This window comes from Pseudomonas sp. D1-36 (genome assembly GCF_051132205.1).
GTDB lineage: Bacteria > Pseudomonadota > Gammaproteobacteria > Pseudomonadales > Pseudomonadaceae > Aquipseudomonas.
The window spans coordinates 4,677,852-4,701,117 of sequence record NZ_CP071674.1; the positions used below are offsets into that span (position 1 = coordinate 4,677,852).

The window sequence follows — 23,266 nt, forward strand, 5'->3', positions numbered from 1 at the left end:
GATGCCTCGCAAGGTTGGGTGCTTTTGGGCGAGCGTGTTTGCGGATTAATTTCATCGGTAACGGTTTCGTCATATGGATAGGTCACCCTGTCGCCCTCCAAACCCGCACGGAACCCGTCATGCTGCACGCCGAAAACCAGGATCGCCTCTATCTCATCAGCCCGAGCGACGAACAACAGAACCTCGTCGACAGCCTGTCCTTCAACGTGCAGGACCGGCACTGGCTGGTGTATTGCGCCCTCGGCGGCCATTCACATGCCGATCTGCCGGAGACGGACCTGCTGACCGGGATCAGCGTGCTGGAGCTCTATTCCCAGGCGGCGTGAATTTATCGCCCATAAAAAAACCCCTGTGGGAGCGAGGTTGCTCGCGATGACGATGGATCAGCCAACATCGAAGTGGCTGAAACATCGCTATCGCGAGCAAGCTCGCTCCCACAGGGGATACGGGTCTTCAGTCGTTACTCTGCCAACACCTGACCGATGGTCGGGTCCTTGAACAGACGGGTCAGGGCATCACTCAATACATCGCTGACCAGCTTGGTATTGGTGTCCTGGTTGGGCGCCATGCCGAAGCGTTGGTCCAGCGAAGCGCCATAACGACCGCTGTAGCGACGATTGGCGTTCTGCACGTCAGAGCGGAAGGTCGCGCCAATCGTCGCCTCGGTCACGTACATGCCTTCCTTGGGCGACTGGTATTTCAGTTCCGCCAGGGTCACGGTCAGTTGCGGGGCATTCATTGCATTGGCGGTGGGGGTGAAGCCCAGCAAACGCACGGCCGCCTCGGCCTGGGCCTGCAATTTAGGCAAGATTTGCGCACCCTGCACCGTGATCACGCTGGTTTCCGGGTACAAGCCACCACGTGTGCCGAGGGTCGGCGACGGACGACCGTCCACGACACGGACCACCACCGGCTGGCCGCGACCCACCGGCGCCAGTTGGGCGTTGAGCTTGGGCTCCGGGTTAAGTTGTTGCGGGCTGTGGGCACAGCCGACGAGGGTCAGACTGGTCACTGCGATCAAACCGAACAACAGGCGTTGCAACATGCTCTTCTCTCCAGAATCGGGCACAGACAGGCCGGCAGTATAGCGGTGCGCCATCGCGGCGAACCAGCGCCTTCGATGAATACTGAATTGTCTGACACGGGCCCGGATAGGCGGTTCCTGTCACCCCTTTGTCACGGTCCTTACACCAGGGTGTCATGGCTGGCTGTCAGGCTGTCCCCAAGCTCCCCGGACACGGTACCTGACCATGCGTTTTCTCATCTCCCTGTTTACCCCGCGCCCGCATCATCGTTGCTTCGCCCTGCTGGACCGTACCGGCCGCTGCCAGGCATTCAAGCAGTGCAGCCTGCAGCCCATGGGCGATGGCTGGGTGGAAATCGAAGAGATCCGCCTCAACTGGCTGCACCAGCCCTTGCCTGCCAGTGCCCTGGTACAACCGCCTCGCACTCGCGTACGTAACCGCCAGCTGTTGGCCTTCTGACCGCAAGGCTAATAAAAGTCATAAAACACGACCATTTCTACGCGTTTCTTCGTTACAATCTCCCCCCGATTATAAGGACGTCTCCTGATCGGGCCTCGCAACGCCGCTGATGCGCTTGTATTGGCACCCCGCACCGCCCACAGAGAGCCGCCCACACAGATCGAGTGAAGCTGGCGCGCTTGCTGTTTCCCTGGCAAATCACCGCTTTTCGCGAATCTGCAGAGCTGTCATTACGCTCGGTCACTGAGCTGTCTGCCCGTTTTGCCTGTCATGTATTGCATGGGGGCAACCAAACCGGGCCCGGTGCCAGGCTGGGACAGCCCTTTTTTGAGGTTCACGTCTTCAAAAGAGCGTGAAAAAACGGGTTTTCACAACTTCACAAGAGTGTGGCGAGCAAATGAAGAGTTTTGCGTCTGAACAAGCACCATCAGCGTCTGGAACAGCCCAACGACACAGGACCGGATATCGCTCAAGAACCGCCGCCTGAAGCCTGTCCGCTACGGATTTGGTTGCACGAACGGATGTCTCGGCCATAAGTCGAATTGCTTGCCCTGCGCTTAAATGAGTTCATGGGACTCTAGAGGCCAGGCTGCATGCATCCGCAAGAGTGCGAAAAATTGCGAAGATTCGGACATGGCGATTCCTGGCCATGGATACCTGGGGCGCAACTGACCTGCCCCGCTTCCTGGCCGCTATGCCGACAATTTGGTGCTGCAGATTTTGGAGACGCGTTAAATGGCGCATAACGAAGCAGTTGATGTAGTTCTGGTAGGGGCCGGCATCATGAGTGCCACCCTGGCCGTACTGCTCAAGGAGCTCGACCCGGCGATTTCCCTGGAAGTCGTCGAGCTGATGGACTCGGGTGCCGCGGAGAGTTCCAACCCCTGGAACAACGCCGGTACCGGTCATGCCGGGCTGTGTGAGCTGAACTACACGCCCCAGGCCGCCGATGGCACTGTCGACATCAAGAAAGCCGTGCACATCAACACCCAGTTCGAGGTGTCGAAGCAGTTCTGGACGTACCTGACTAAAAAGGGCACGTTCGGCTCGTCGAAATCCTTCATTGCCCCGGTGCCGCACCTGAGTTTCGTACAGGGTGAAAAAGGCGTGGAGTTCTTGAAGAAGCGCTTCGAACTGATGAGCCAGCATCACGCCTTCGCCGACATGGAATACACCGAAGACCGCGACCAGATGGCCGAGTGGATGCCCCTGATGATGCCAGGCCGGCCGGCCGATGAAGTCATCGCCGCCACCCGCGTCATGAACGGGACCGACGTCAACTTCGGCGCCTTGACCAACCAGTTGCTCAAGCACCTGGGCAGCGCGCCGGACACTCAGATCAAATACTGCAAGCGCGTCACCGGCCTCAAGCGCAAAGGTGACGGCTGGACCGTGAGCATCAAGGACGTCAATTCCGGCAGCACCCGCGAAGTCGACGCCAAGTTCGTCTTCCTCGGTGCCGGTGGCGCCGCGTTGCCGCTGTTGCAAGCGTCGGGTATCGAAGAAAGCAAGGGCTTCGGTGGTTTCCCGGTCAGCGGCCAGTGGCTGCGTTGTGACAACCCGGAAGTGGTCAAGCACCACCAGGCCAAGGTCTACAGCCAGGCCGCCGTGGGCTCGCCACCGATGTCGGTGCCGCACCTGGACACCCGCGTGGTCGACGGCAAGAAGTCCCTGCTGTTCGGGCCTTACGCCGGTTTCACCACCAAGTTCCTCAAGCACGGCTCGCTGATGGATCTGCCGATGTCGGTACGCGCCGGCAACATCGGCCCGATGCTGGCCGTGGCCCGGGACAACATGGACCTGACCAAGTACCTGATCAGCGAAGTGATGCAGTCCATGGAGCAGCGCCTGGAATCCCTGCGCCGCTTCTACCCCGAGGCGAAAGCCGAGGACTGGCGCCTGGAAGTGGCCGGCCAGCGGGTGCAGATCATCAAGAAAGACCCGAAGAAAGGCGGCGTACTGCAATTCGGCACCGAACTGGTGGCGGCCAAGGACGGAACCCTCGCCGCCCTGCTCGGCGCTTCGCCAGGCGCCTCGGTCACCGTTTCGATCATGCTGGAACTGATCGAGCGTTGCTTCCCGGAAAAAGCCAAGGGCGAGTGGGCCACCAAGCTCGCGGAAATCTTCCCAGCCCGGGAAAAAGTACTGGAAACCGATGCCGCGCTGTATCGCAAGATCAATGCGCAAAACAACATTGCGTTGGAACTGGTTGAAGAAAGCAGCGAGACCCAAAGCTACGCTTGATTCGGTCGGCTAAAAAAAGCCCCGCTCTCAATGAGGGCGGGGCTTTTTTTTTGAAGCTTTTCGTGGCGAGGGAGCTTGCTCCCGCTGACCTGCCAGGCAGGCCCTCGGCCTATCAGCCACGCGCCTTGTTGATCAACTCGATGTATTCCTCGGCGTTGCGCTGGTCCTTGTTCAGCGCAACGAAATCATTGCCATGTTCGTCCTTGCCATCGAGGTCGTAGCCCGCCTCGACGAAAAACACCAGGAAACGCTCGAAGTCGTCGACACGCAGCCCACGGTAGGCCTTGATCAGTTTGTGCAGCGACGGCGACGTAGCATCGACCGGTTCAAAATTGAGGAACAGCTTGATCTGTTCGTCGCCAATCTCGTCACCAATCACTTGTTTCTTGTCTTTACGCATTGCCGGCTCCAACTCGCACAATTCACGGGGCGGGCAGTTTACCCCCGGCGGGCGTTGCGGCTCAACGCGGGCGTGCGGTGCCGGTGTGCAGATCGGCCCAGATATGGCCGTTGGCGTAGCTGAGGAATTGCACGTACACCGTGTCATTGCGCAACAGGTCGATGACCACCCGGTACTGGGCCTGTGGATAAGACAAGGTCAAGGTCTTGCTCGCCTCGTCGTACGCCGGTTTCTTCAGGCTTTTGCTTTCCCCGTCGAAATTGAGAATCACCTGGCTGATGGTCGCGCCCTTGTTCAACGGTTTGCCTTTGAGGCGCACCATCAATGGTGAGGTGACCGGGATCGGCTGCTGGTTGGAAGGGCGCTGGTTGCCCAGTACCACCGAGTATTCGGTGACTTGCAGCAACTGCTGCTGTTCAGGCTGCTCCTGGCGCGCCACGAGGTCATCCGGCGGCAAGAACTGACTGTGCATCGGCGCGGCCACGGCCATCAAGGGCAAGCTAGTTAGCAACAGCAAAGTGGCGCAGCGGCGGATCGATACACTCATGACAGGCTCCGGAGGCTTGGCCGGGCACGCTAGCATTCATCGAAAAAATAAGCGACCCGGACAATTCATTCGCGGCACAGGCTATCAGCGCGGGCCTCATAAAAGCGCGATCGCCATCGATATTAGTCGAATTGAGCGCGCATCCAGGCCTGGTATTGCGCAACGCCGGGCTCGCCTTCGCGGGGCGCCCAAGGGGCCAGTTCGCCGTCGCCCACCGGCCGGTAGGGGCCGGCTTTGCATTCGAACATCAGGCTGTCAGCCTCCAGTACCACCAGGCCATGGTAGACACCGGCCGGCAGATCGACACCGAGGCAATCGCCACCGGCCTGCAGGATGCGCTTGCCGGTCACGGTTCCGGTTTCATCGAAGATCAACACACCGAGGCGGCCTTTGAGCACCAGTAAGGTTTCAGCCTTGTCGGCGCTCAGGTGGCGATGCGGCGGGATGTAGGTCGAGGGCTGCAAACCCACCGCCATGCGGTGGCAAGGCTCATCCATCTGGTGGAAATTGTGGTGTTGGCGCCCACGCGCACTGGCCCCGGCCTTCTCGGCCAGCTCATCGAACAAGGCTTGATCCAGGAAGGCAGGGCCAGTCATCCGATTACATCCCCTTGACGGCGAAAATGCCATTGGCGTTGCGCCAGTAGCCTTTATAGTCCATGCCGTAGCCGAAGATGTAGCGGTCGATGCACGGCAGGCCGACAAAATCGGCCTTCAGGTCAGGACGGGCCTTGCGGTCGTGGTCCTTGTCGATCAGCACGGCGGTGTGCACCGCGCGGGCGCCAGCGTGTTTGCAGAAATCGATGATCGCGCCCAGGGTATGCCCTTCATCCAGGATGTCGTCGATGATCAGCACGTCACGGTCTATGAACGAGACTTCCGGCTTGGCTTTCCAGAACAGGTCGCCGCCGCTGGTCTCGTTGCGATAACGGGTGGCGTGCAGGTAGGAAGCTTCCAGCGGGAAGTTCAGATAGGTCAGCAGCTTGCCGGAGAAAATCAGCCCGCCGTTCATCACGCAGAACACGACCGGATTGCTTTCAGCCAATTGATCGTTGATTTGCGCACCGACACGGGCGATGGCCGCTTCGACTTCAGCTTCGGTGTACAGGCAGTCAGCCTCTCGCATGACTTGACGGATATGCTCGAGATCAGCGGACATGTGCGCTCTCCAGGGGTGGCAGTTCGGAAAAGCGGGCAAAGGTACGCATCCCGCCCGGCCAGATCAAGCATTTGTGGACTAACGTTCTGTATTGTCTATAGGACAACACCCTCGGATAGATTAATCTAGGCCGGTTTTTTTGCCCGCCGCCGGAGCCTTCCCCATGCCCATCCTCGAGATCCGCCATCCGCTGATCAGACATAAACTCGGCCTGATGCGCCGCGCAGACATCAGCACCAAGAACTTCCGCGAACTCGCCCAGGAAGTCGGCGCCCTGCTCACCTACGAAGCCACCAAAGACCTGCCGCTCGAATCCTACGAGATCGCCGGCTGGGCCGGTGCGGTGCAAGTGGAAAAAATCGCCGGCAAGAAGATTACCGTGGTGCCGATCCTGCGCGCCGGTATCGGCATGCTCGAAGGCGTGCTCAGCTTGATCCCGGGCGCCAAGGTCAGTGCCGTGGGCGTGGCTCGCAACGAGCAGACCCTGCAAGCCCACACCTACCTGGAAAAACTGGTGCCGGAAATCGACGAACGCCTGGCAATGATCATCGACCCGATGCTCGCCACCGGCAGCTCGATGGTCGCCACCATCGATCTGTTGAAAAAGGCCGGTTGCCGCGATATCCGCGCCATGGTGCTGGTCGCCGCGCCCGAAGGCATCAAGGCCGTGGAAGATGCCCACCCCGACGTGACCATCTACACCGCCTCCATCGACCAGAAACTCAACGAACACGGCTACATCATTCCGGGCCTGGGCGATGCCGGCGACAAAATCTTCGGCACCAAGCAGAAGGACGCCTGAGCATGCAGGACGAATTCAACGATCCGCTCTGGCGTCAGGTGCTGTCCGGCGCGCAGATGCTGTTCGTCGCCTTCGGCGCGCTGGTGCTGATGCCGCTGATCACGGGCCTGGACCCGAACGTGGCACTGTTCACGGCGGGCCTGGGAACGATCCTGTTCCAGATCGTCACTGGGCGCCAGGTGCCGGTGTTCCTGGCGTCGAGCTTTGCCTTCATCACACCGATCATCCTCGCCAAGGGCCAGTTCGGCCTGGCGGCGACCATGGGCGGCGTGATGGCGGCCGGTTTCGTCTACACGTTTCTGGGCTTGGCGGTGAAGATCAAGGGCACCGGGTTCATTGACCGCCTGCTGCCGCCGGTGGTGATCGGTCCGGTGATCATTTCCATCGGCCTGGCGATGGCGCCGATTGCCGCGAACATGGCCATGGGCAAGGCCGGCGACGGTACCGAGCTGATTCATTATCAGACCGCGATGATGATTTCGATGCCGGCGTTGCTCACCACGTTGATTGTCGCCGTGTTCGGCAAGGGCATTTTCCGCCTGGTGCCGATCATCTCCGGCGTGCTGGTGGGCTTCGCCATGGCGTTTTTCTTTGGCGTCGTCGACACCGCGAAGATCGCCGCGGCCCCCTGGTTCGCCCTGCCCGCCTTCACCGCACCGGAGTTCAACTGGCAGGCGATCCTGTTCATCGTGCCCGTCGCGCTGGCACCGGCCATCGAGCACATCGGCGGCGTCATTGCCGTGGGCAGCGTGACCGGTCGCGATTACCTGAAGAAGCCGGGCCTGCATCGCACGTTGTTCGGCGACGGCGTCGCCACCACCGCAGCCGGCCTCTTCGGCGGCCCGCCCAACACCACTTACGCCGAAGTCACCGGCGCGGTGATGCTGACCAAGAACTACAACCCGAAGATCATGACCTGGGCCTCGATCTTTGCCATCAGCCTGGCGTTCATCGGCAAGTTCGGCGCGCTGCTGCAAAGCATTCCGGTGCCTGTGATGGGTGGGATCCTGTGCCTGTTGTTCGGCTCGATTGCCGCAGTGGGCATGAACACGCTGATTCGTCACAAGATCGATCTGGGCGAGGCGCGCAATTTGGTGATCGTTTCGGTGACGCTGGTGTTCGGCATCGGCGGCGTGCTGGTCGGCACCGGCACGGGCCCGGACGACTTCGGCCTCAAGGGCATCGCGCTGTGCGCCGTGGTGGCGATCGCGTTGAACCTGATCTTGCCGGGCAATGACGGATGGAAGCAGAAGAAGGCGGATGAGCCTCTGGTCTGACTCAGCTTGAGGTTATTGTTGTCAGTCAGATTGCTTTGGCGAGCAGGCTCGCTTCCACAGGAGATCTGTTGTGAACACAAATTTTGTGACCACTCGAGATCTACTGTGGGAGCGAGCCAGCTCGCGAAGGGGCCGCAGAATTTTTATAGCGCTAGAGGCGCCCGTTCGCAGAGGGTACTCAAGGCCTGCGCCCAGCGCGAATCGTCATTGAGACATGGCACCAGTACCAACTCCTCGCCTCCCGCCTCGCGGAACTGCTCTCGGCCGCGATCACCGATTTCCTCGAGCGTCTCGATGCAATCGGCCACGAACGCCGGGCACATCACCAGGACTTTTTTCACGCCGCTCTTGGCCAGTTCCTCCAGACGCGCTTCGGTGTAGGGTTCGATCCACTTGGCACGGCCCAATCGCGACTGGAACGACACCGACCATTTACCCTGCGTCAGGCCCATGCGCTGGGCGAACAATTCGGCGGTACGAATGCACTGGGCGCGGTAACAGGTCGCCATGACTTCAGGCGGCGCGTTCTTGCAGCAGTCGGCATCCCTGAAGCAGTGGTAACCCGTGGGGTCGAGCTTGGTCAGGTGCCGCTCGGGCAAGCCATGGAAACTCAACAACAGATGATCATGGTCCTGCATCAGGTACGGCTTGGCGGTGGCAACCAGCGCATCGAGGTATTCCGGTTGATCGTAGAAAGGCTGGAGAATCGAGAATTTCACGTCGAGCTTCTTCTCGCGCACAACCCGCTTGGCTTCTTCGATGACTGTGGTGACAGTGCTGTCGGCAAATTGCGGATACAACGGGGCGAGGGTGATGCTCTTGTGGCCCTGGCTCGCCAGGCGCACCAAGGTGGACTCCAGCGACGGCTCGCCGTAACGCATCGCCAACTCTACGGGCCCCTGCGTCCATTGGGCGGTCATCGCCTGTTGCAAGCGGCGGCTGAGCACTACCAGAGGTGAGCCCTCTTCCCACCAGATCGACGCGTAGGCGTGGGCAGACTGTTCGGGGCGCTTGATCAGGATCAGCGACACCAGCAACCGCCGGACCGGCCATGGCAGGTCGATCACGTACGGGTCCATCAGGAATTGATTGAGGTAGCGGCGCACATCGGCCACCGAGGTGGAGGCAGGCGAACCCAGATTCACCAGAAGCAACGCGTGATCGGTCATGCAACGTCCTATTTCAAAGGCGACCCGATAAATCTTCCAGGGCCGCGGGCAAATCAGTGAACTGGAATGAAAAACCCGCCGCCTGCAATCGGGCCGGCGTGGCGCGCTGGCCGCCCAGCAACAGCAATGACAATTCCCCCAACGCGACTTTCAGCGCAAGCTCCGGCATCGGCACCACGGCCGGGCGATGCAACACGTGCCCCAGGGCCTTGGCAAAATCGCGGTTGCGCACCGGGTTCGGCGCGCAGGCATTATAAGGACCGCTGGCATCACTGCGGTGCAGAAGAAAATCAATCAGAGCGATTTGATCGTCGATATGTATCCATGGCATCCACTGTCTCCCGTTGCCGATACGCCCGCCCAGCGCCAGTTTGAAGGGCAGCAGCAACCGCGACAAAAAGCCGCCCTCGGCGGACAGGACCAGGCCGGTTCGAACCAGGACCACGCGCAGGCCCAAGGCCTCGGCCCGCTGCGCCGTTTCCTCCCAAGCGATGCACAGCTGGCTGGCGAAGTCCTCGCTGACCGGCCCTGATTCCTCGGTCAGCTCCCGCTCGCCACCGTCGCCATACCAGCCCACGGCGGATCCGGAAATCAGCACCTGCGGTTTCTGCTCGCACCGTTCCAGCCATGCAAGCAAAGCCTCGGTCAACGTGATGCGGCTGCTCCACAGCAAGATCTTGCGCTTGTGGCTCCAGGGCCGATCAGCGATGGGCGCGCCGGCGAGGTTGACCACCGCGTCCACCGGCTCGCCAATTTCATCGAGCGCGGCGATGCCGCGCACCTGCGCCCCGCAGATTTTCGCCACCTGCTCGGGTCGACGACTCCATACCGTCAAGCGATGGCCTTGCTCCAACCAGTGCTGGCAGAGCTGACGTCCGATCAAACCAGTACCGCCGGTCAGCAATATGTGCATGAGGTGTTCCTCGCATCGCGTTTTACCCGGCCCATTAGTCTATTTTTATAGGTAGAGATTTTTCACATCGGCCAAGGTCTGTTTCTAACAATAGGACAACCTGCCAAAACGCGAACGGTAAAACTTATACCAAAAACCAAAATTGTACAGGATTAAACGACGGCGTAGTCTGTACAGAAAGTAAACGAGGCCCTCATGACTGTACCTATCGCAATCATCGGCACCGGCATCGCCGGACTCTCCGCCGCCCAGGCCCTGACGGAGGCCGGGCATGTCATCCAACTTTTCGATAAAAGCCACGGTAGCGGCGGACGCATGTCGAGCAAGCGCAGCGACGCTGGCGCGCTGGACATGGGCGCCCAGTATTTCACTGCCCGGGACCGGCGCTTCGTCACGGAGGTGCAGCGCTGGCAAGCCAACGGCTGGGCAGCGGAATGGAACCCGCAGCTCTATCACTTCCAGGACGGGCAGATGAGCCCTTCACCGGACGAACAGACCCGTTGGGTCGGCACCCCGCGCATGAGCGCGATTACCCGTGCCCTGCTCGGCGACCTGCCCGTGCAGTTCTCCTGCCGCATCACCGAAGTGTTTCGCGGCCAGGAGCACTGGCATCTGCAGGACGCTGAAGGGTTCACCCATGGCCCGTTCGGCCAGGTGGTCATCGCCACGCCCGCGCCCCAGGCGACCGCATTACTGGCCGCGGTGCCGAAACTGGCTGGCGTGGCCGCCGGGGTAAAAATGGACCCGACCTGGGCGGTGGCGCTGGCCTTCGAACAGCCTTTGGATACGCCCATGGAAGGCTGCTTCGTACAGGATAGCCCTCTCGACTGGCTGGCACGCAACCGCAGCAAGCCAGGCCGCGACAGCAAGCTCGACACTTGGGTGCTGCACGCCACCAGCGACTGGAGCCGCCAGCACATCGACATGTCCAAGGAAGCGGTCATCGAACACCTGCACGGTGCCTTCGCCGAACTGCTGCACAGCGCGATGCCCGCCCCGAGCTTCAGCGTGGCCCACCGCTGGCTGTACGCCCGCCCCGCCAGCAGTCACGAATGGGGCGCGCTGGCCGATGCCGACCTGGGGTTGTACGTATGCGGAGATTGGTGCCTGTCCGGCCGGGTCGAAGGGGCTTGGCTCAGCGGCCAGGACGCCGCGCGCCGGTTGCACGCCAGCCTCCAATAAATCGCCCTTGCCTCCCTCGCTGCTGTCGCAACAGACAGCAGCCCATCTGCGCCCTCCGTGGCATCGCCCGTTCATTCCATTGCCGGTTGACTTGTGTCCATTCAGACCTATGATTAAAAATATTGTACAGCGAAGTAAATATGTACAAGATTTTTATCCCAGAGGTAGCTCATGCCCAGCGAAGCGAACGCCAAACCCAAGATTGCTATCAGCGCATGCCTGATGGGCGCCGAAGTTCGCTTCAATGGCGGGCACAAGCAATCCCAGCTATGCAGCCGCACGCTTAATGACTTTTTCGATTTCGTCCCGGTTTGCCCTGAGGTCGCCATAGGCTTGGGCATTCCCCGGGAACCGATTCGGCTGGTGGGCAAACCCGAGCAACCCCACGCGGTCGGCACCGTGAACCGCGATCTCGACGTCACCCAACCACTGGACGATTACGGTCGGCAAATGGCCGAGGAACTAAACGACATTTGCGGCTACATCTTCATGCAGAAGTCGCCGTCGTGCGGGCTGGAACGGGTCAAGGTCTACGATCACAACAGCGTGCCCCAGGACGGCGGCGGGCGTGGTATCTACGCGCAGGCCTTTTGTGCGCGCCATCCGGACCTGCCGGTGGAAGAAGACGGTCGCCTCAACGACCCGGTTCTGCGTGAGAACTTCCTCACGCGTGTGTTCGTCTACGCCGCTTGGCAACCGCTGCGCCGTCGCGACCTGACCCGGCGCGATCTCATCGAATTCCACTCGCGCTACAAATACTTGCTGATGGCTCACGATCCGGTGCAATACAAGGCCCTCGGCAACCTGTTGGGCAACATGGGCACGTCGGATCCCAATGAGTTGGGCCCGCGTTATTTCAGTGCCCTGATGACGGCCTTGAAGAAATGCGCCACCCGCCGAACCCACGCCAACGTACTTCAACATTTGAGCGGCTATCTCAAACGCGCCATCGGCGCCGATGACAAGCGGGAAGTGCAGCACCTCATCCAGCAATATCGCCTCGGCATCGTGCCCTTGGTGGTGCCGCTGACGTTACTCAAGCATCACCTGCGCCAGCATCCCGATCCATATCTCGCGCAACAGGCGTACCTGCAACCCCACCCGGAAAATCTCAGCCTGCGAAATGCCATCTGATGAACGACGAACCCGACTCCAGCGCCAGCGAAGACCTCGGCGCTGATTTTGCCACAGCGCTGGCGCAGGGCTGGCTGCCCATACGCGAAGTGTCCCGGCGGACCGGCGTCAACGCCGTCACGCTGCGTGCCTGGGAGCGCCGCTATGGCTTGATCGTGCCGCACCGCACCCCCAAGGGCCATCGCTTGTTCAGCGCTGAACATGTGCAACGGATCCAGAGCATCCTCACTTGGATCAATCGCGGCGTGGCCGTGAGCAAGGTCAAGCCGTTGCTCGACACTCCGCAGCCGCCCGACGAGCCATTGGAAGATGATTGGCAGTGCCAGCGCCACGCCCTTGCGCTGGCGGTGATGCAACTGGTCAACCAGGCGATGGCGCTTTATCCGCCCAGTACTGTTTGCGAACAGTTGCTGCTGCCCTTGCTCGACGAATTGCAGACACGTTGGCAAGGGCAGTTCGGCGCGCAGTTGGAGCAGGTGTTCTTTTATTCCTGGCTGCGCAGCAAGTTCGGCAGCCGGGTCTACCACAACAACCGCCAGGTGCATGGCGCGCCGTTGCTGATGGTCAATCATTCTCTGTCGTCCCAGGAACCGCACCTGTGGTTGACGGCCTGGCTCGCCAGCAGCTCCGATTGCCCCGTGGAGGTCTTCGATGCGCCTTTGCCGGCGGGAGAGTTGGCGCTGGCGGTCGAACGGCTCAAGGCCCGCGCCGTGTTGCTGTATTCAAGCAATGCCTTGAACCTTTCCCAATTGCCTAGGCAACTGAATGCCGTCGACTGCCCGATCATCATCGCCGGCCCGGCCGTGTCCATTCATCTCGCCAGGCTATCCACCGACGTCTCGATGCCCCACGTCAGTTGGGCCGAAAACCCGCTCTGCGCTCACGCCGAACTGAATCGTCGGGCGCTTCTTTAAAGAGTATGTCCATGCAATTGATCTGGCTGCGCAGCGATTTGCGCGTGCACGACAACACCGCGCTTGCCACCGCTGCCGCCCGAGGCCCCTGCGTGGCGGTATATCTGCCAAGTCCGGGGCAATGGCGCGCCCACGATGATGCGCCTTGCAAAGTCGATTTCTGGTTGCGCAACCTGGCGTCGCTGAGCACGGCGTTGGAACGACTGAACATCCCGCTGCTGATCCGCCAAGCGCCCCAATGGGACCAGGCGCCAGAAGTATTGGCGACACTGTGCCGGGAGCTGAACATCGACGCCGTGCACGTCAACGAAGAATACGGCCTGAACGAAACCCGACGCGACACCGAAGTCGCTCGTGCGCTGGCTGGAGAGGGTGTCGAGTTTCATAGCCACCTCGACCAGCTCTTGTTCAAGCCCGGCAGCGTGCTGACCAAGACCGGCAACTATTTCCAGGTATTCAGCCAGTTTCGCAAGGTGTGCTACCAACGCTTGCATTTCTCACTACCGAGCGTGGTGCCCACGCCTGCCCGGCAAGCGTCCACCGCCATAGCCAGTGATCCCGTGCCGACGTGCGTCGAAGGCTTCGAGCCACCCAGCGAAACGCTGCGAACCCTGTGGCCGGCCGGTGAGAGCGAAGCCCGGCGGCGGCTGGATGGGTTTGTCGAGCAGCACATCGACGACTACCTGACTGAGCGGGACTTCCCGGCCAGGCCTGGCACCAGCCAGCTTTCGGCCTACCTGGTGGCCGGCGTGGTATCGCCGCGCCAATGCCTGCACGCGGCACTGCACGCCAACCAGGGTGAATTCGAAAGTGGAAATGCAGGAACAGTGACCTGGATCAATGAATTGCTCTGGCGGGAGTTTTACAAACACATATTGGTGGGCTATCCACGCGTGTCCCGACACCGCGCGTTTCGCCCGGAGACCGAGGCCTTGGCCTGGCGCCAAGCGCCGGATGAACTGGCGGCGTGGCAACAGGCGCGCACCGGCCTGCCGATCATCGATGCGGCCATGCGCCAGCTGCTGGAGACGGGCTGGATGCACAACCGGTTGCGGATGGTGGTGGCCATGTTCCTGACCAAGAATCTGCTGATCGACTGGCGCGAAGGCGAACGTTTTTTCATGCGCCATCTGATCGACGGCGACCTGGCGGCCAACAATGGCGGCTGGCAATGGAGCGCTTCCACCGGGACGGACTCGGCGCCCTGGTTCCGCATCTTCAATCCACTGAGCCAATCGGAGAAATTTGATCGCGAGGGACTATTTATCAAGCGTTGGCTGCCTGAATTGAACAATTTGGATAACCAACGTGTCCACCGTCCTGATGCCCAGCGCGAACTGTTTGACGCAACGGATTATCCGTCACCGATCGTTGATCTGGCGCAATCAAGAATGCGGGCTTTGGCGGCCTTCAAGCGGTTGCCGTCTCGCCAGGACATGAAATCAAACTGAAGCGCGATTATCAGACATGAAATTGGCCAAATCGGGAATTCACATCGCGCTGGACCTTATATAGTCTTACTAACTTAGGGCTTCTGCATAGGAGAACAGGATTGGGACGGAGGTATTGGCTAACCGGTGCGGCTGATGGCGTGGGTGCCTCGCTGGCTGAAGCATTGCTTCAGACCGGGGCGCAGTTGGCTATCGGCTCGTCTAAAATGTCCAAGCTCCTTTCCCAGCGCTTTCCCGATCAAGTCTTGGCGGTCCCGGCCAAATTGACCAACAGCCAGATTGCTCGAGAGGTCGGCCAATTGATTTCCCAGCAATGGGGCGCGTTGGACACGGTGATCATCAATGCCGGAACGGCCGAATACGTTGAAGGCCAACCGGCTGACCATACGCTGGTCGAACGCATCATCCGCAGCAATCTGTTGGTTGCAAGTTTTTGCATTGACGTGGCGCTGCCGTTATTGCGCCAGGGGGGCACGCCTCACCTGGTAGGCATTACCAGCCCCGTCACGTACCTGGCACCTTCCCACGCGCCAGGCGACGGCACTACGCTGCGCCAGGTGTTTGAATCGGTTCGTGGCGCCCCGTCCGGCAAAGGCATCGACGTAACGCTGGTTATCCCAGGATTCGACGACCCGGCGATGGGTCTCGACGGTAGCCTTCCCATCCCGACCCGATGGTCGGCCCCAGCGACGGCGAACTACATCTTGGCGCAGTTGAACGAACGCCCCCACGAAACGCCCCTACCCGCCGCCTCCATGAAGACGCTCTGGCCGTTACCCTCCCCGGCCAACAATTTTCCCGCGGACACCCAGCCCGCTGGCGAATCCCCGATCAAGGGACAACCCTGATCGACCCGGTTGCCTTACACTGCGCGCCATGAAAACCATCCCCCTCGTTGAACTGCCTGCGCCGGTCGTCACATGCTCGACATGCGCGGCGTGCTGCTGCCAGCTGGAAGTGATGTTGATCACCGATACTGGCGTTCCGGAACGTTTCATCGACACAGACGATTGGGGTGGGGAGGTCATGCTGAGGCTCGATGACGGCTGGTGCGCGGCGCTGGATCGCGACAGCATGATGTGCACGATCTACGAAAAGCGCCCGCTGATCTGCAGAGAATTCGAGATGGGCGCGCCGGAGTGCCTGGAAGAACGCCAGGGCATTGCGACGGCGTATCGATAAAGAATGGTCTGACGCACTGGATCCCTGTGGAGCGAGCTTGCTCGCGATAGCGGTGGACCAGGCGAGTGCAGGCGCTGGTCACCGCTATCGCGAGCAAGCTCGCTGACACGGTTTTTGCTGTTACAGCGGCATCGTGTAGTGCAGCGCGTAACTTTCTACCCCGTCGTTGTCCGACGAGATGCCGGCGTTGGAATAGTGAGTGGCACGAATGCCCACTTCGTGTCCGCCATTGAAGCGCAGGCCGAAACCGACACGGTCTTCGAACTGGAACGACGTACCGAGCTTGTTGGTTTCGATCTCGGTATTGTCAAAAAACGCGACGCCGATCCCCGCCTCGATGTAGGGCTTCACGTTCTGACCCGCAAATTCGTACACAAACACCGGCGAGAACGACAGGCTATGGTTACTGGAGGTCTTGTCCCCTTCCCAGTAAGTGTAGGCACCGCTCCAATAACCGGTCAGCCGACCCACGTCACTCTGCAGCCAGCTCTTGTCCCAATCGAACTGCATGCCCAGGCGATAGGTCATGGTCGAGTCGCCGGTCTGGCCGACCCCGAACTCCACGCCTGCCGCCTGTGCGGTGTAAGTGTGCCCCAGCAACGCAGCCGCAAGCGCGGCAAAGCAGAATAAACGCTTCATTAGAAACATCCTTTTCCGACAGCTTTAGTTAGTTTTTTCTTACAAACAGACAGAGCTATAGAAATCCGCGTCAAAACAGAAGTTCAGCACGATTTACATAATTTTCACGTTTTTTTTACAGGACGAAGCTTCGCACAATGCCGGAAGAATTCCATAGCATCGGTAGGATTTTTCTTAAATGTGACGGATCGGCACTGCTCCAGAATTGCGTTTCGCCAGCAGGCCCCTCGGCAGCTATTGCCCGCTCGCTCAGTAAGCGCTGGAGTTGGCGAGCCACGGCAGCGCCAGTGTCGATCAGGCTGACATCCTCCGGAACCATCTCTTTGAGCAGTGACTTGAGGAATGGATAGTGCGTGCAACCCAGGATCACCGTGTCGCAACCAGCCGCCAGCAACGGGGCAACGTAGCCCTGCAGCAACTGGCGCAAGGCCGGGCTGTGCAAGTCGCCAGCCTCGATCAGTTCGACCAATCCGGGACAGGGCTGCGTGACCACTCGCACGTCCGTGGCGAAGCGGTCGAGCAATGCGGCAAATTTGGCGCTCTGCAACGTGCCTGTGGTGGCGAGCACACCGACGATGCCGCTTCGAGTCGCCGCAGCGGCCGGCTTGACCGCCGGTTCCATGCCGACAATGGGCCAGTCCGGATAATCACGACGCAGGTCAGCCACTCCGGCGACGGTTGCCGTATTGCAGGCCACCACCAGCGCCTTGGCTCCCTGGCGTTGAAAAAAATCGGCAATGATCGCGCACCGCCGACGGATGAATTCCGGGCTTTTTTCTCCGTAGGGAATATGCCCGCAATCGGCTACGTACAGCAGCGACTCACGGGGCAGCAATCGGCGAATTTCCCCCAGCACCGACAGCCCGCCGACCCCTGAATCGAACACCCCGACCGGTGCCTCACTCATGTCGGGTACCGCAAACGCCGCATTCCGGATCACGCTTGACCCGCAATTCGCGAAATCGCGTGCCCAGCGCATCGATCAACAGCAGGCGCCCCATTAGCGGCTCACCAAAGCCGGCCAACAGTTTCAGGGCCTCAAGCGCCTGGAGACTGCCCACCAACCCCACGAGCGGCCCAAGAACGCCGGCCTCGCTGCAGGTCAGCTCGGCTTCGCTGCCGTGCCCGTAGAGGCAGTGGTAACAAGGGCTTTCGGGGCGGCGCGGGTCGAATACCGACAGTTGGCCCTCCAGGCGGATGGCCGCGCCGCTGATCAAGGGCTTGCCCGCGGCGACGCAGGCTGCGTTCACCGCTTCGCGGGTGGAAAAGTTGTCGGAGCAGTCCAGCACGACGTCGACCGCCGCCACCGCGTCAGCCAGGCTGTCGTCGTCCATGGCCGCTGGATGGGGGACCAGTCGGACTTCAGGGTTGATGGCGGTGAGGCGGCGCATCGCCGAATCGACCTTGGTCAACCCGACGCTATCAGTGTCGTGGATGATCTGTCGCTGCAGGTTGGTCAGGTCGACCGTGTCGAAGTCGGCCAGGTGCAACTCGCCGACACCGGCTGCGGCCAGGTACAACGCCACTGGCGCGCCCAGGCCACCGAGACCGACAATCAATGCGCGGCTCTGCTTGAGGCGCAGTTGCCCATCGATGTCGAGGTGTTGCAACAAGATCTGTCGACTGTAGCGCAGCAGCTCTTGATCGTTCAGCACGGCAGGCGTCCCAGACTGATGCGTTCGTGATCACCGAGGTCCTTGCGGCTATGGACCTGGGCAAAACCTTGTTCTTGCAGCAGCCCCCGCACCGCGTCGGCCTGGTCATAACCATGCTCGAGCATCAGCCAGCCGCCTGCCTCGAGGTGATCGGGGGCCTGCTGGACAATCGCGCGCAAATCGTCGAGCCCGTCCGGCCCCGCCACCAGCGCACTGGCCGGCTCGAAACGCACGTCGCCCTCGGCCAGATGCGGATCGCTGGCGGCTATATAGGGCGGGTTACTGATGATCAGCCCGAAACGTTCGCCTTCCAGCGCACTGAACCAGTGGCTGCTCAGGATTGCGACGTTACGCAGGCCCAGGCGCTGGCGATTGCGTTCGGCCAACGCCACAGCCTCCAGCACACGATCGACCGCCGTCACGCTCCAGGCCGGACGCTCGCTGGCCAATGCCAAGGCAATCGCGCCGCTGCCGGTGCCCAGGTCGAGGACCCGGGCCGGCGTGGCTGTCAGCAGCTCCAACGCAGCCTCAACCAGCAACTCGGTGTCGGGACGCGGGATCAATGTGTGGGGCGCGACCTCCAGGTCCAATTTCCAGAAACCCTGCTGCCCGAGGATATAGGCCACCGGCTCGCCGGAGCGACGACGGCGTAGATATTCGGAAAACACCAGCGCGGCCTCGCTCGGCACGATCCGCTCGGGCCAGGTGTGCAGGAAGCTGCGGGACTTGCCCAGGGCAGCGGCCAGCAACAACTCCGCATCCAAGCGTGACGTGGGGGAATCCGGCAATTCGGCGGCGCGAAGCAAACTGGCGATGATGGTCATTGGGTCACCCGTGCTTACTCGCCAATCGCGGCCAGTTGGTCGGCCTGGTATTCGGCGAGCAAAGGTTCGATGACGGCGTCCACACCACCGGCCAGGATCTCGTCGAGGGAGTACAAGGTCAGGTTGACCCGGTGATCGGTGACCCGGCCCTGGGCAAAGTTGTAGGTACGGATGCGCTCGGAACGGTCGCCCGACCCCACCAGCAGTTTGCGCTCGCTGGCGATGGCGTTGGCGGCGGCGCTGGTCTGCTGGTCGTTGAGCTTGGCCGAAAGCCAGGCCATTGCCCGTGCCCGGTTCTTGTGCTGAGAGCGTTCTTCCTGGCACTCGACGACAATGCCCGAGGGCAAGTGAGTGATGCGGATCGCCGAATCGGTCTTGTTGACGTGCTGGCCACCAGCCCCCGAGGAACGGTAGGTGTCGATCCGCAGGTCCGCCGGGTTGATCTCGATGGCTTCCTGCTCGTCCGGCTCGGGCAACACCGCGACGGTGCAGGCCGATGTATGGATGCGGCCCTGGGATTCGGTGGCCGGCACCCGTTGTACGCGGTGGGCGCCGGATTCGAACTTCAACTTCCCGTAGACGTTGTCGCCCTCGACCCGGGCGATGACTTCTTTATAGCCACCGTGTTCGCCTTCGTTCTCGGACAGGATCTCCACCCGCCAGCCGCGACGCTCGGCATAACGCGAATACATGCGAAACAGGTCGCCGGAAAAGATCGCGGCTTCGTCGCCGCCCGTGCCGGCGCGGATTTCGAGAAAGACGTTTCGTCCGTCATTCGGGTCCTTTGGCAGCAACATGCGTTGTAGATTGCTTTCCAGCTCGACCAATTGCTCCTTGGCTTCGCGCACTTCCTCCACGGCCATTTCGCGCATGTCCGGGTCGCTGTCCTTGAGCAGCGCCTGGGCGCCCTCAAGGTCGCCCTGCACTTTGAGCAGTTGCTTATAGGTGGCGACAATCGGCTCGACTTCCGCGTACTCCTTGGAATAGGTGCGGAATTTGTTCTGGTCGGAAATGACTTCGCCGTCGCCCAGCAAGGCGGTCAGTTCCTCGAAACGGTCCTGGAGAATGTCCAGCTTATTGAGCAGTGACGCTTTCATTGCGATTTTTTATCCGAAAAGCTATCCGGTGAAGCCTCACCGAGGGCGAAAAGTTCCTGGGCCATGGCCAGCGCATCGAGGCGGCCCTCGGCCGTCAGCTTCTTGAGCTGGACGCTTGGGGCATGGAGCAATTTGTTGGTCAGGCCGCGCGCCAGTTGCACCAACACCTCTTCGGCGCTACCGCCGTTGGCCAGCAGGCGCTGGGCCTTTTGCAATTCTTCGTCGCGCAGGCGCTCGCTTTGCTGACGATACGCCTTGAGCACGTCCACCGCCGCCAGTTCGCGCAGGCGCACCATGAAATCCTCGGCGCCAACGGTGATCATTTCCTCGGCGGCCTGCGCCGCGCCTTGCCGGCTCTTCAGGTTCTCGGCTACGACTTCGTGCAGGTCATCGACACTGTAGAGGTATACGTCATCCAGTTCGCCGACTTCGGGCTCGATGTCGCGGGGCACGGCAATGTCGACCATGAAGATCGGCTTGTGCTTGCGCAGTTTCAAGGCGCTTTCCACCGCGCCCTTGCCCAGGATCGGCAACTGGCTGGCGGTGGAACTGATGACAATGTCGCTGTGCACCAGTTCGGCGGGAATATCCGACAGCAGCACCGCATGCGCACCGAATTGCTCGGCCAGGGTACTGGCGCGCTCAAGGGTGCGGTTGGCGACCACGATGCGCTTCACCCCCAGGTCATGCAGATGGCGGGCGACCAGGGTGATGGTCTCGCCAGCACCGATCAGCAGCGCCTGGCTGCGTTGCAAATCGCTGAATATCTGCTTCGCCAGGCTGACAGCGGCAAACGCCACGGACACAGGGTTTTCGCCAATGGCGGTGTCGGTGCGCACTTGCTTGGCGGCGTTGAAAGTGGCCTGGAACAGACGCCCAAGCAGCGGCCCGACGGTGCCGGCCTCGCGCGCCACGGCATAGGCCGATTTCATCTGGCCGAGAATCTGCGGTTCGCCGAGCACCAGCGAATCGAGCCCCGAAGCGACACGCATCATGTGACGAACGGCCGCATCGTCCTCATGTACATAGGCACTGGCGCGCAGCTCTTCCAGACTCAGGTCATGGTATTCGGCCAGCCAGCGCAGCACCGAATCGGCCGAGACGTGATCCTGTTCTATATAAAGCTCACTGCGATTACAGGTGGAGAGGATCGCAGCTTCGCGGCTGTCGGTGAGTCGGCAGAGCTGCTGCAGGGCCTCAACCAGCTGCTCAGGCGTAAAGGCCACGCGCTCGCGGACATCTACTGAAGCAGTCTTGTGGTTAATACCAAGTGCAAGGAAGGCCATTCAAGGTCGCTGATGGTGACGTGAAGCCGGCAATTGTCCTACTTCGCCAGATTGAGAACAACCACCACCGACTATTGTCACAATTACCTGTGCCTATAAGGCATCCGCCGAGACTCGGTTATGTTTGACCGATGGCTTGTGTCATGATGATCCGACCGCAGGTAAGTCGTCCTCTTCCTATATGAATAGATCTTTTGCGTTGCTCCTCGCTTTTGCCTTTCTCGGCGGCTGCCAGTCCATGGCCCCCGTTTCGACGGACGGTACGCCACCGGTCGAAGGCAGCACTCCGGCTCTTGAAAAGCCCAAGGTGTACGGCTCGTTCAGCGAAGAAACTGTCTTCAGCCTGCTGAGTGCCGAGCTGGCAGGCCAGCGCAATCGTTTCGACATTGCCCTGGATAACTACGTCACCCAGGCCATCAACACTCAGGATCCGGGCATTTCCGAGCGGGCGTTCCGCATTGCCGAATACCTGGGGGCCGACCAGGCCGCGCTGGATACGGCGCTGATCTGGGCCAAAAATGCCCCGGACGACCTCGAAGCGCAACGCGCCGCCGCCGTGCAACTGGCGCGCGCCGGGCGTTACGACGATTCCATGGTGTACATGGAAAAAGTCTTGCTGGGCAAGGGCGATACCCATTTCGATTTCCTTGCGCTGTCCGCCGCCGATACCGACCAAGAGACCCGCGACGGCTTGAAGAAGAGTTTCGATCGCCTGCTGGAACGTCACCCGAACAACGGCCAGTTGATTTTCGGCAAGGCCTTGCTGCTGCAGCAGGACGGCGACTCCCAAGGCGCCCTCACCTTGTTGGAAGACAACCCGCCGGAAGCGGGCGAAGTGGCGCCTATCCTGTTGCGTGCACGCTTGCTGCAAGGCATGAATCGCGGCGACGAAGCGCTGCCGCTGATGGAAAAAAGCATCAAGAAGTACCCGGACGACAAACGCCTTCGCCTCACCTACGCCCGCATGCTGGTGGAAAACAACCGCATGGACGACGCCAAGGTCGAGTTTTCCAGCCTGGTGCAGCAATACCCCGAAGACGACGATTTGCGTTATTCCCTGGCGCTGGTCTGCCTGGAGGCCAAGGCGTGGGAAGAAGCCAAGGGTTACCTGGAAGACCTGATAGCCCGGGAAAGCCACGTCGACTCGGCCCACCTGAACCTGGGCCGCATCGCCGAGGAGCGCAACGATCCCGAGAGCGCGCTGATCGAGTACGCCCAGGTCGGCCCGGGCAATGACTACCTCCCAGCGCAGCTGCGCCAGGCTGACATCCTGATCGGCAACGGCCGGACGGCCGAGGCCCAAAGTCGCCTGGCCGTTCAGCGCGACACCCAGCCGGACTATGGCATCCAGCTCTACCTGATCGAGGCCGAAACCCTGTCGGCCAACAAGCAGGGCGATAAAGCCTGGACTGTCCTGCAACAAGCGTTGAAGCTATACCCGGACGATCTGAACCTGCTGTACACCCGCGCCATGCTCGCGGAAAAACGCAACGATCTGGCCCAGATGGAAAAAGACCTGCGGCTGATCATCCAGCGCGACCCCGACAACGCGATGGCCCTCAACGCCCTCGGCTACACGCTATCGGATCGGACCACCCGCTACGATGAGGCCAAGGTGCTGATCGAGCAGGCCCACCGGATCAATCCGGAAGACCCGGCCGTACTCGACAGCCTCGGCTGGGTGAATTTCCGCCTGGGCAACCTCGACGAAGCCGAACGCCTGTTGCGCCAGGCCCTGGAGCGCTTCCCCGACCAGGAAGTCGCCGCGCACCTGGGTGAAGTACTGTGGGCCAACGGCAAACAACGCGAAGCCAGGCAGATCTGGGACAAGTTCCTCAAGGAACAACCGGACAGCCCGATTCTGCGCGGCACCATCAAACGCCTGACCGGATCAGAGACCCTTTAAGA

25 protein-coding genes are annotated in these 23,266 nt (G+C 61.0%); 12 read left to right on the top strand and 13 right to left on the bottom strand.

Features of this window, described 5'->3' with window-relative positions; all coding sequences use genetic code 11:
* The first annotated feature begins 119 nt into the window (after nt 1–119).
* Complete coding sequence (locus J3P76_RS20895; RefSeq protein ID WP_420764087.1) at nt 120–326, top strand: hypothetical protein; 207 nt, start codon at nt 120–122, stop codon at nt 324–326.
* Nucleotides 327–460: 134 nt separating this feature from the next.
* Here J3P76_RS20895 and J3P76_RS20900 read toward each other — a convergent pair whose 3' ends face one another.
* Nucleotides 461–1,045, bottom strand: a complete 585-nt coding sequence (locus J3P76_RS20900) for a YajG family lipoprotein (RefSeq protein WP_030138601.1) — start codon at nt 1,043–1,045, stop codon at nt 461–463.
* 205 nt (nt 1,046–1,250) lie between these two features.
* Between J3P76_RS20900 and J3P76_RS20905 the strand changes: the two genes are divergently transcribed.
* Nucleotides 1,251–1,484, top strand: a complete 234-nt coding sequence (locus J3P76_RS20905; protein ID WP_420764086.1) for a hypothetical protein — start codon at nt 1,251–1,253, stop codon at nt 1,482–1,484.
* A gap of 735 nt (nt 1,485–2,219) precedes the next feature.
* Complete coding sequence (gene mqo, locus J3P76_RS20910; protein ID WP_420764085.1) at nt 2,220–3,728, top strand: malate dehydrogenase (quinone); 1,509 nt, start codon at nt 2,220–2,222, stop codon at nt 3,726–3,728.
* A gap of 112 nt (nt 3,729–3,840) precedes the next feature.
* Here the strand turns inward: mqo and J3P76_RS20915 are convergent, their stop codons facing one another.
* The 4 genes from J3P76_RS20915 to J3P76_RS20930 all read right to left on the bottom strand — a co-directional run bounded on the left by J3P76_RS20915 (nt 3,841) and on the right by J3P76_RS20930 (nt 5,833).
* On the bottom strand, nt 3,841–4,128 hold the full coding sequence (locus J3P76_RS20915; protein ID WP_420764084.1) for a PA4642 family protein: 288 nt from the start codon (nt 4,126–4,128) through the stop codon (nt 3,841–3,843).
* 61 nt (nt 4,129–4,189) lie between these two features.
* Nucleotides 4,190–4,675, bottom strand: coding sequence for a hypothetical protein (locus tag J3P76_RS20920; RefSeq protein ID WP_420764083.1), 486 nt, complete (start codon nt 4,673–4,675; stop codon nt 4,190–4,192).
* 122 nt (nt 4,676–4,797) lie between these two features.
* Nucleotides 4,798–5,271: a WbuC family cupin fold metalloprotein gene (locus tag J3P76_RS20925; protein WP_434562357.1), complete on the bottom strand. Its 474-nt coding sequence runs from the start codon at nt 5,269–5,271 to the stop codon at nt 4,798–4,800.
* A gap of 4 nt (nt 5,272–5,275) precedes the next feature.
* Nucleotides 5,276–5,833 carry a hypoxanthine-guanine phosphoribosyltransferase gene (locus J3P76_RS20930; RefSeq protein ID WP_030138595.1) on the bottom strand — a complete coding sequence of 186 codons (558 nt, stop codon included), beginning with the start codon at nt 5,831–5,833 and terminating at the stop codon, nt 5,276–5,278.
* Between the two features lie 163 nt (nt 5,834–5,996).
* Between J3P76_RS20930 and upp the strand changes: the two genes are divergently transcribed.
* Nucleotides 5,997–6,635 carry a uracil phosphoribosyltransferase gene (upp, locus tag J3P76_RS20935; protein ID WP_039592183.1) on the top strand — a complete coding sequence of 213 codons (639 nt, stop codon included), beginning with the start codon at nt 5,997–5,999 and terminating at the stop codon, nt 6,633–6,635.
* Between the two features lie 2 nt (nt 6,636–6,637).
* The gene (locus tag J3P76_RS20940; protein WP_434562355.1) at nt 6,638–7,912 is read left to right on the top strand and encodes a uracil-xanthine permease family protein; all 1,275 of its coding nucleotides are present in this window, start codon (nt 6,638–6,640) and stop codon (nt 7,910–7,912) included.
* A gap of 143 nt (nt 7,913–8,055) precedes the next feature.
* Here J3P76_RS20940 and hemH read toward each other — a convergent pair whose 3' ends face one another.
* Complete coding sequence (gene hemH / locus J3P76_RS20945) at nt 8,056–9,081, bottom strand: ferrochelatase (RefSeq protein ID WP_434675371.1); 1,026 nt, start codon at nt 9,079–9,081, stop codon at nt 8,056–8,058.
* Between the two features lie 13 nt (nt 9,082–9,094).
* A complete protein-coding gene (locus tag J3P76_RS20950; RefSeq protein ID WP_420764079.1) occupies nt 9,095–9,994 on the bottom strand; it encodes a TIGR01777 family oxidoreductase in 900 nt (299 codons plus the stop codon).
* A 195-nt stretch (nt 9,995–10,189) separates the two neighbouring features.
* On the opposite strand from J3P76_RS20950, the gene J3P76_RS20955 reads away from it, so the two are divergent.
* The 6 genes from J3P76_RS20955 to J3P76_RS20980 all read left to right on the top strand — a co-directional run bounded on the left by J3P76_RS20955 (nt 10,190) and on the right by J3P76_RS20980 (nt 15,857).
* On the top strand, nt 10,190–11,176 hold the full coding sequence (locus J3P76_RS20955) for an NAD(P)/FAD-dependent oxidoreductase (protein WP_434562351.1): 987 nt from the start codon (nt 10,190–10,192) through the stop codon (nt 11,174–11,176).
* A gap of 171 nt (nt 11,177–11,347) precedes the next feature.
* Nucleotides 11,348–12,310, top strand: coding sequence for a YbgA family protein (locus J3P76_RS20960; protein ID WP_434650022.1), 963 nt, complete (start codon nt 11,348–11,350; stop codon nt 12,308–12,310).
* The gene (locus J3P76_RS20965) at nt 12,310–13,224 is read left to right on the top strand and encodes a MerR family transcriptional regulator (RefSeq protein ID WP_434701199.1); all 915 of its coding nucleotides are present in this window, start codon (nt 12,310–12,312) and stop codon (nt 13,222–13,224) included. Before J3P76_RS20960 ends, J3P76_RS20965 begins: the two co-directional genes overlap by 1 nt.
* A gap of 11 nt (nt 13,225–13,235) precedes the next feature.
* The gene (phrB, locus tag J3P76_RS20970; protein WP_434609586.1) at nt 13,236–14,675 is read left to right on the top strand and encodes a deoxyribodipyrimidine photo-lyase; all 1,440 of its coding nucleotides are present in this window, start codon (nt 13,236–13,238) and stop codon (nt 14,673–14,675) included.
* Between the two features lie 140 nt (nt 14,676–14,815).
* Complete coding sequence (locus J3P76_RS20975; protein ID WP_434702046.1) at nt 14,816–15,523, top strand: SDR family NAD(P)-dependent oxidoreductase; 708 nt, start codon at nt 14,816–14,818, stop codon at nt 15,521–15,523.
* 28 nt (nt 15,524–15,551) lie between these two features.
* Entirely contained in the window at nt 15,552–15,857 is a 306-nt protein-coding gene (locus J3P76_RS20980) for a YkgJ family cysteine cluster protein (RefSeq protein WP_420764073.1), read from the top strand.
* A gap of 120 nt (nt 15,858–15,977) precedes the next feature.
* Here J3P76_RS20980 and J3P76_RS20985 read toward each other — a convergent pair whose 3' ends face one another.
* The 6 genes from J3P76_RS20985 to hemA all read right to left on the bottom strand — a co-directional run bounded on the left by J3P76_RS20985 (nt 15,978) and on the right by hemA (nt 21,358).
* A complete protein-coding gene (locus J3P76_RS20985; RefSeq protein ID WP_434562343.1) occupies nt 15,978–16,496 on the bottom strand; it encodes an acyloxyacyl hydrolase in 519 nt (172 codons plus the stop codon).
* Nucleotides 16,497–16,611: 115 nt separating this feature from the next.
* Nucleotides 16,612–17,403: a glutamate racemase gene (gene murI, locus J3P76_RS20990; RefSeq protein ID WP_434701200.1), complete on the bottom strand. Its 792-nt coding sequence runs from the start codon at nt 17,401–17,403 to the stop codon at nt 16,612–16,614.
* Nucleotides 17,396–18,151 carry a molybdopterin-synthase adenylyltransferase MoeB gene (locus J3P76_RS20995; protein WP_434701201.1) on the bottom strand — a complete coding sequence of 252 codons (756 nt, stop codon included), beginning with the start codon at nt 18,149–18,151 and terminating at the stop codon, nt 17,396–17,398. Before J3P76_RS20995 ends, murI begins: the two co-directional genes overlap by 8 nt.
* Nucleotides 18,145–18,975: a peptide chain release factor N(5)-glutamine methyltransferase gene (prmC, locus tag J3P76_RS21000; RefSeq protein ID WP_434609581.1), complete on the bottom strand. Its 831-nt coding sequence runs from the start codon at nt 18,973–18,975 to the stop codon at nt 18,145–18,147. The genes J3P76_RS20995 and prmC overlap by 7 nt, the downstream gene beginning before the upstream one ends.
* 14 nt (nt 18,976–18,989) lie before the next feature.
* Nucleotides 18,990–20,072: a peptide chain release factor 1 gene (prfA, locus tag J3P76_RS21005; RefSeq protein ID WP_039592197.1), complete on the bottom strand. Its 1,083-nt coding sequence runs from the start codon at nt 20,070–20,072 to the stop codon at nt 18,990–18,992.
* Nucleotides 20,069–21,358, bottom strand: a complete 1,290-nt coding sequence (hemA, locus tag J3P76_RS21010) for a glutamyl-tRNA reductase (RefSeq protein WP_039592198.1) — start codon at nt 21,356–21,358, stop codon at nt 20,069–20,071. Before hemA ends, prfA begins: the two co-directional genes overlap by 4 nt.
* Nucleotides 21,359–21,539: 181 nt before the next feature.
* On the opposite strand from hemA, the gene J3P76_RS21015 reads away from it, so the two are divergent.
* Nucleotides 21,540–23,264, top strand: a complete 1,725-nt coding sequence (locus J3P76_RS21015; protein WP_434701202.1) for a tetratricopeptide repeat protein — start codon at nt 21,540–21,542, stop codon at nt 23,262–23,264.
* Nucleotides 23,265–23,266: the final 2 nt, after the last annotated feature.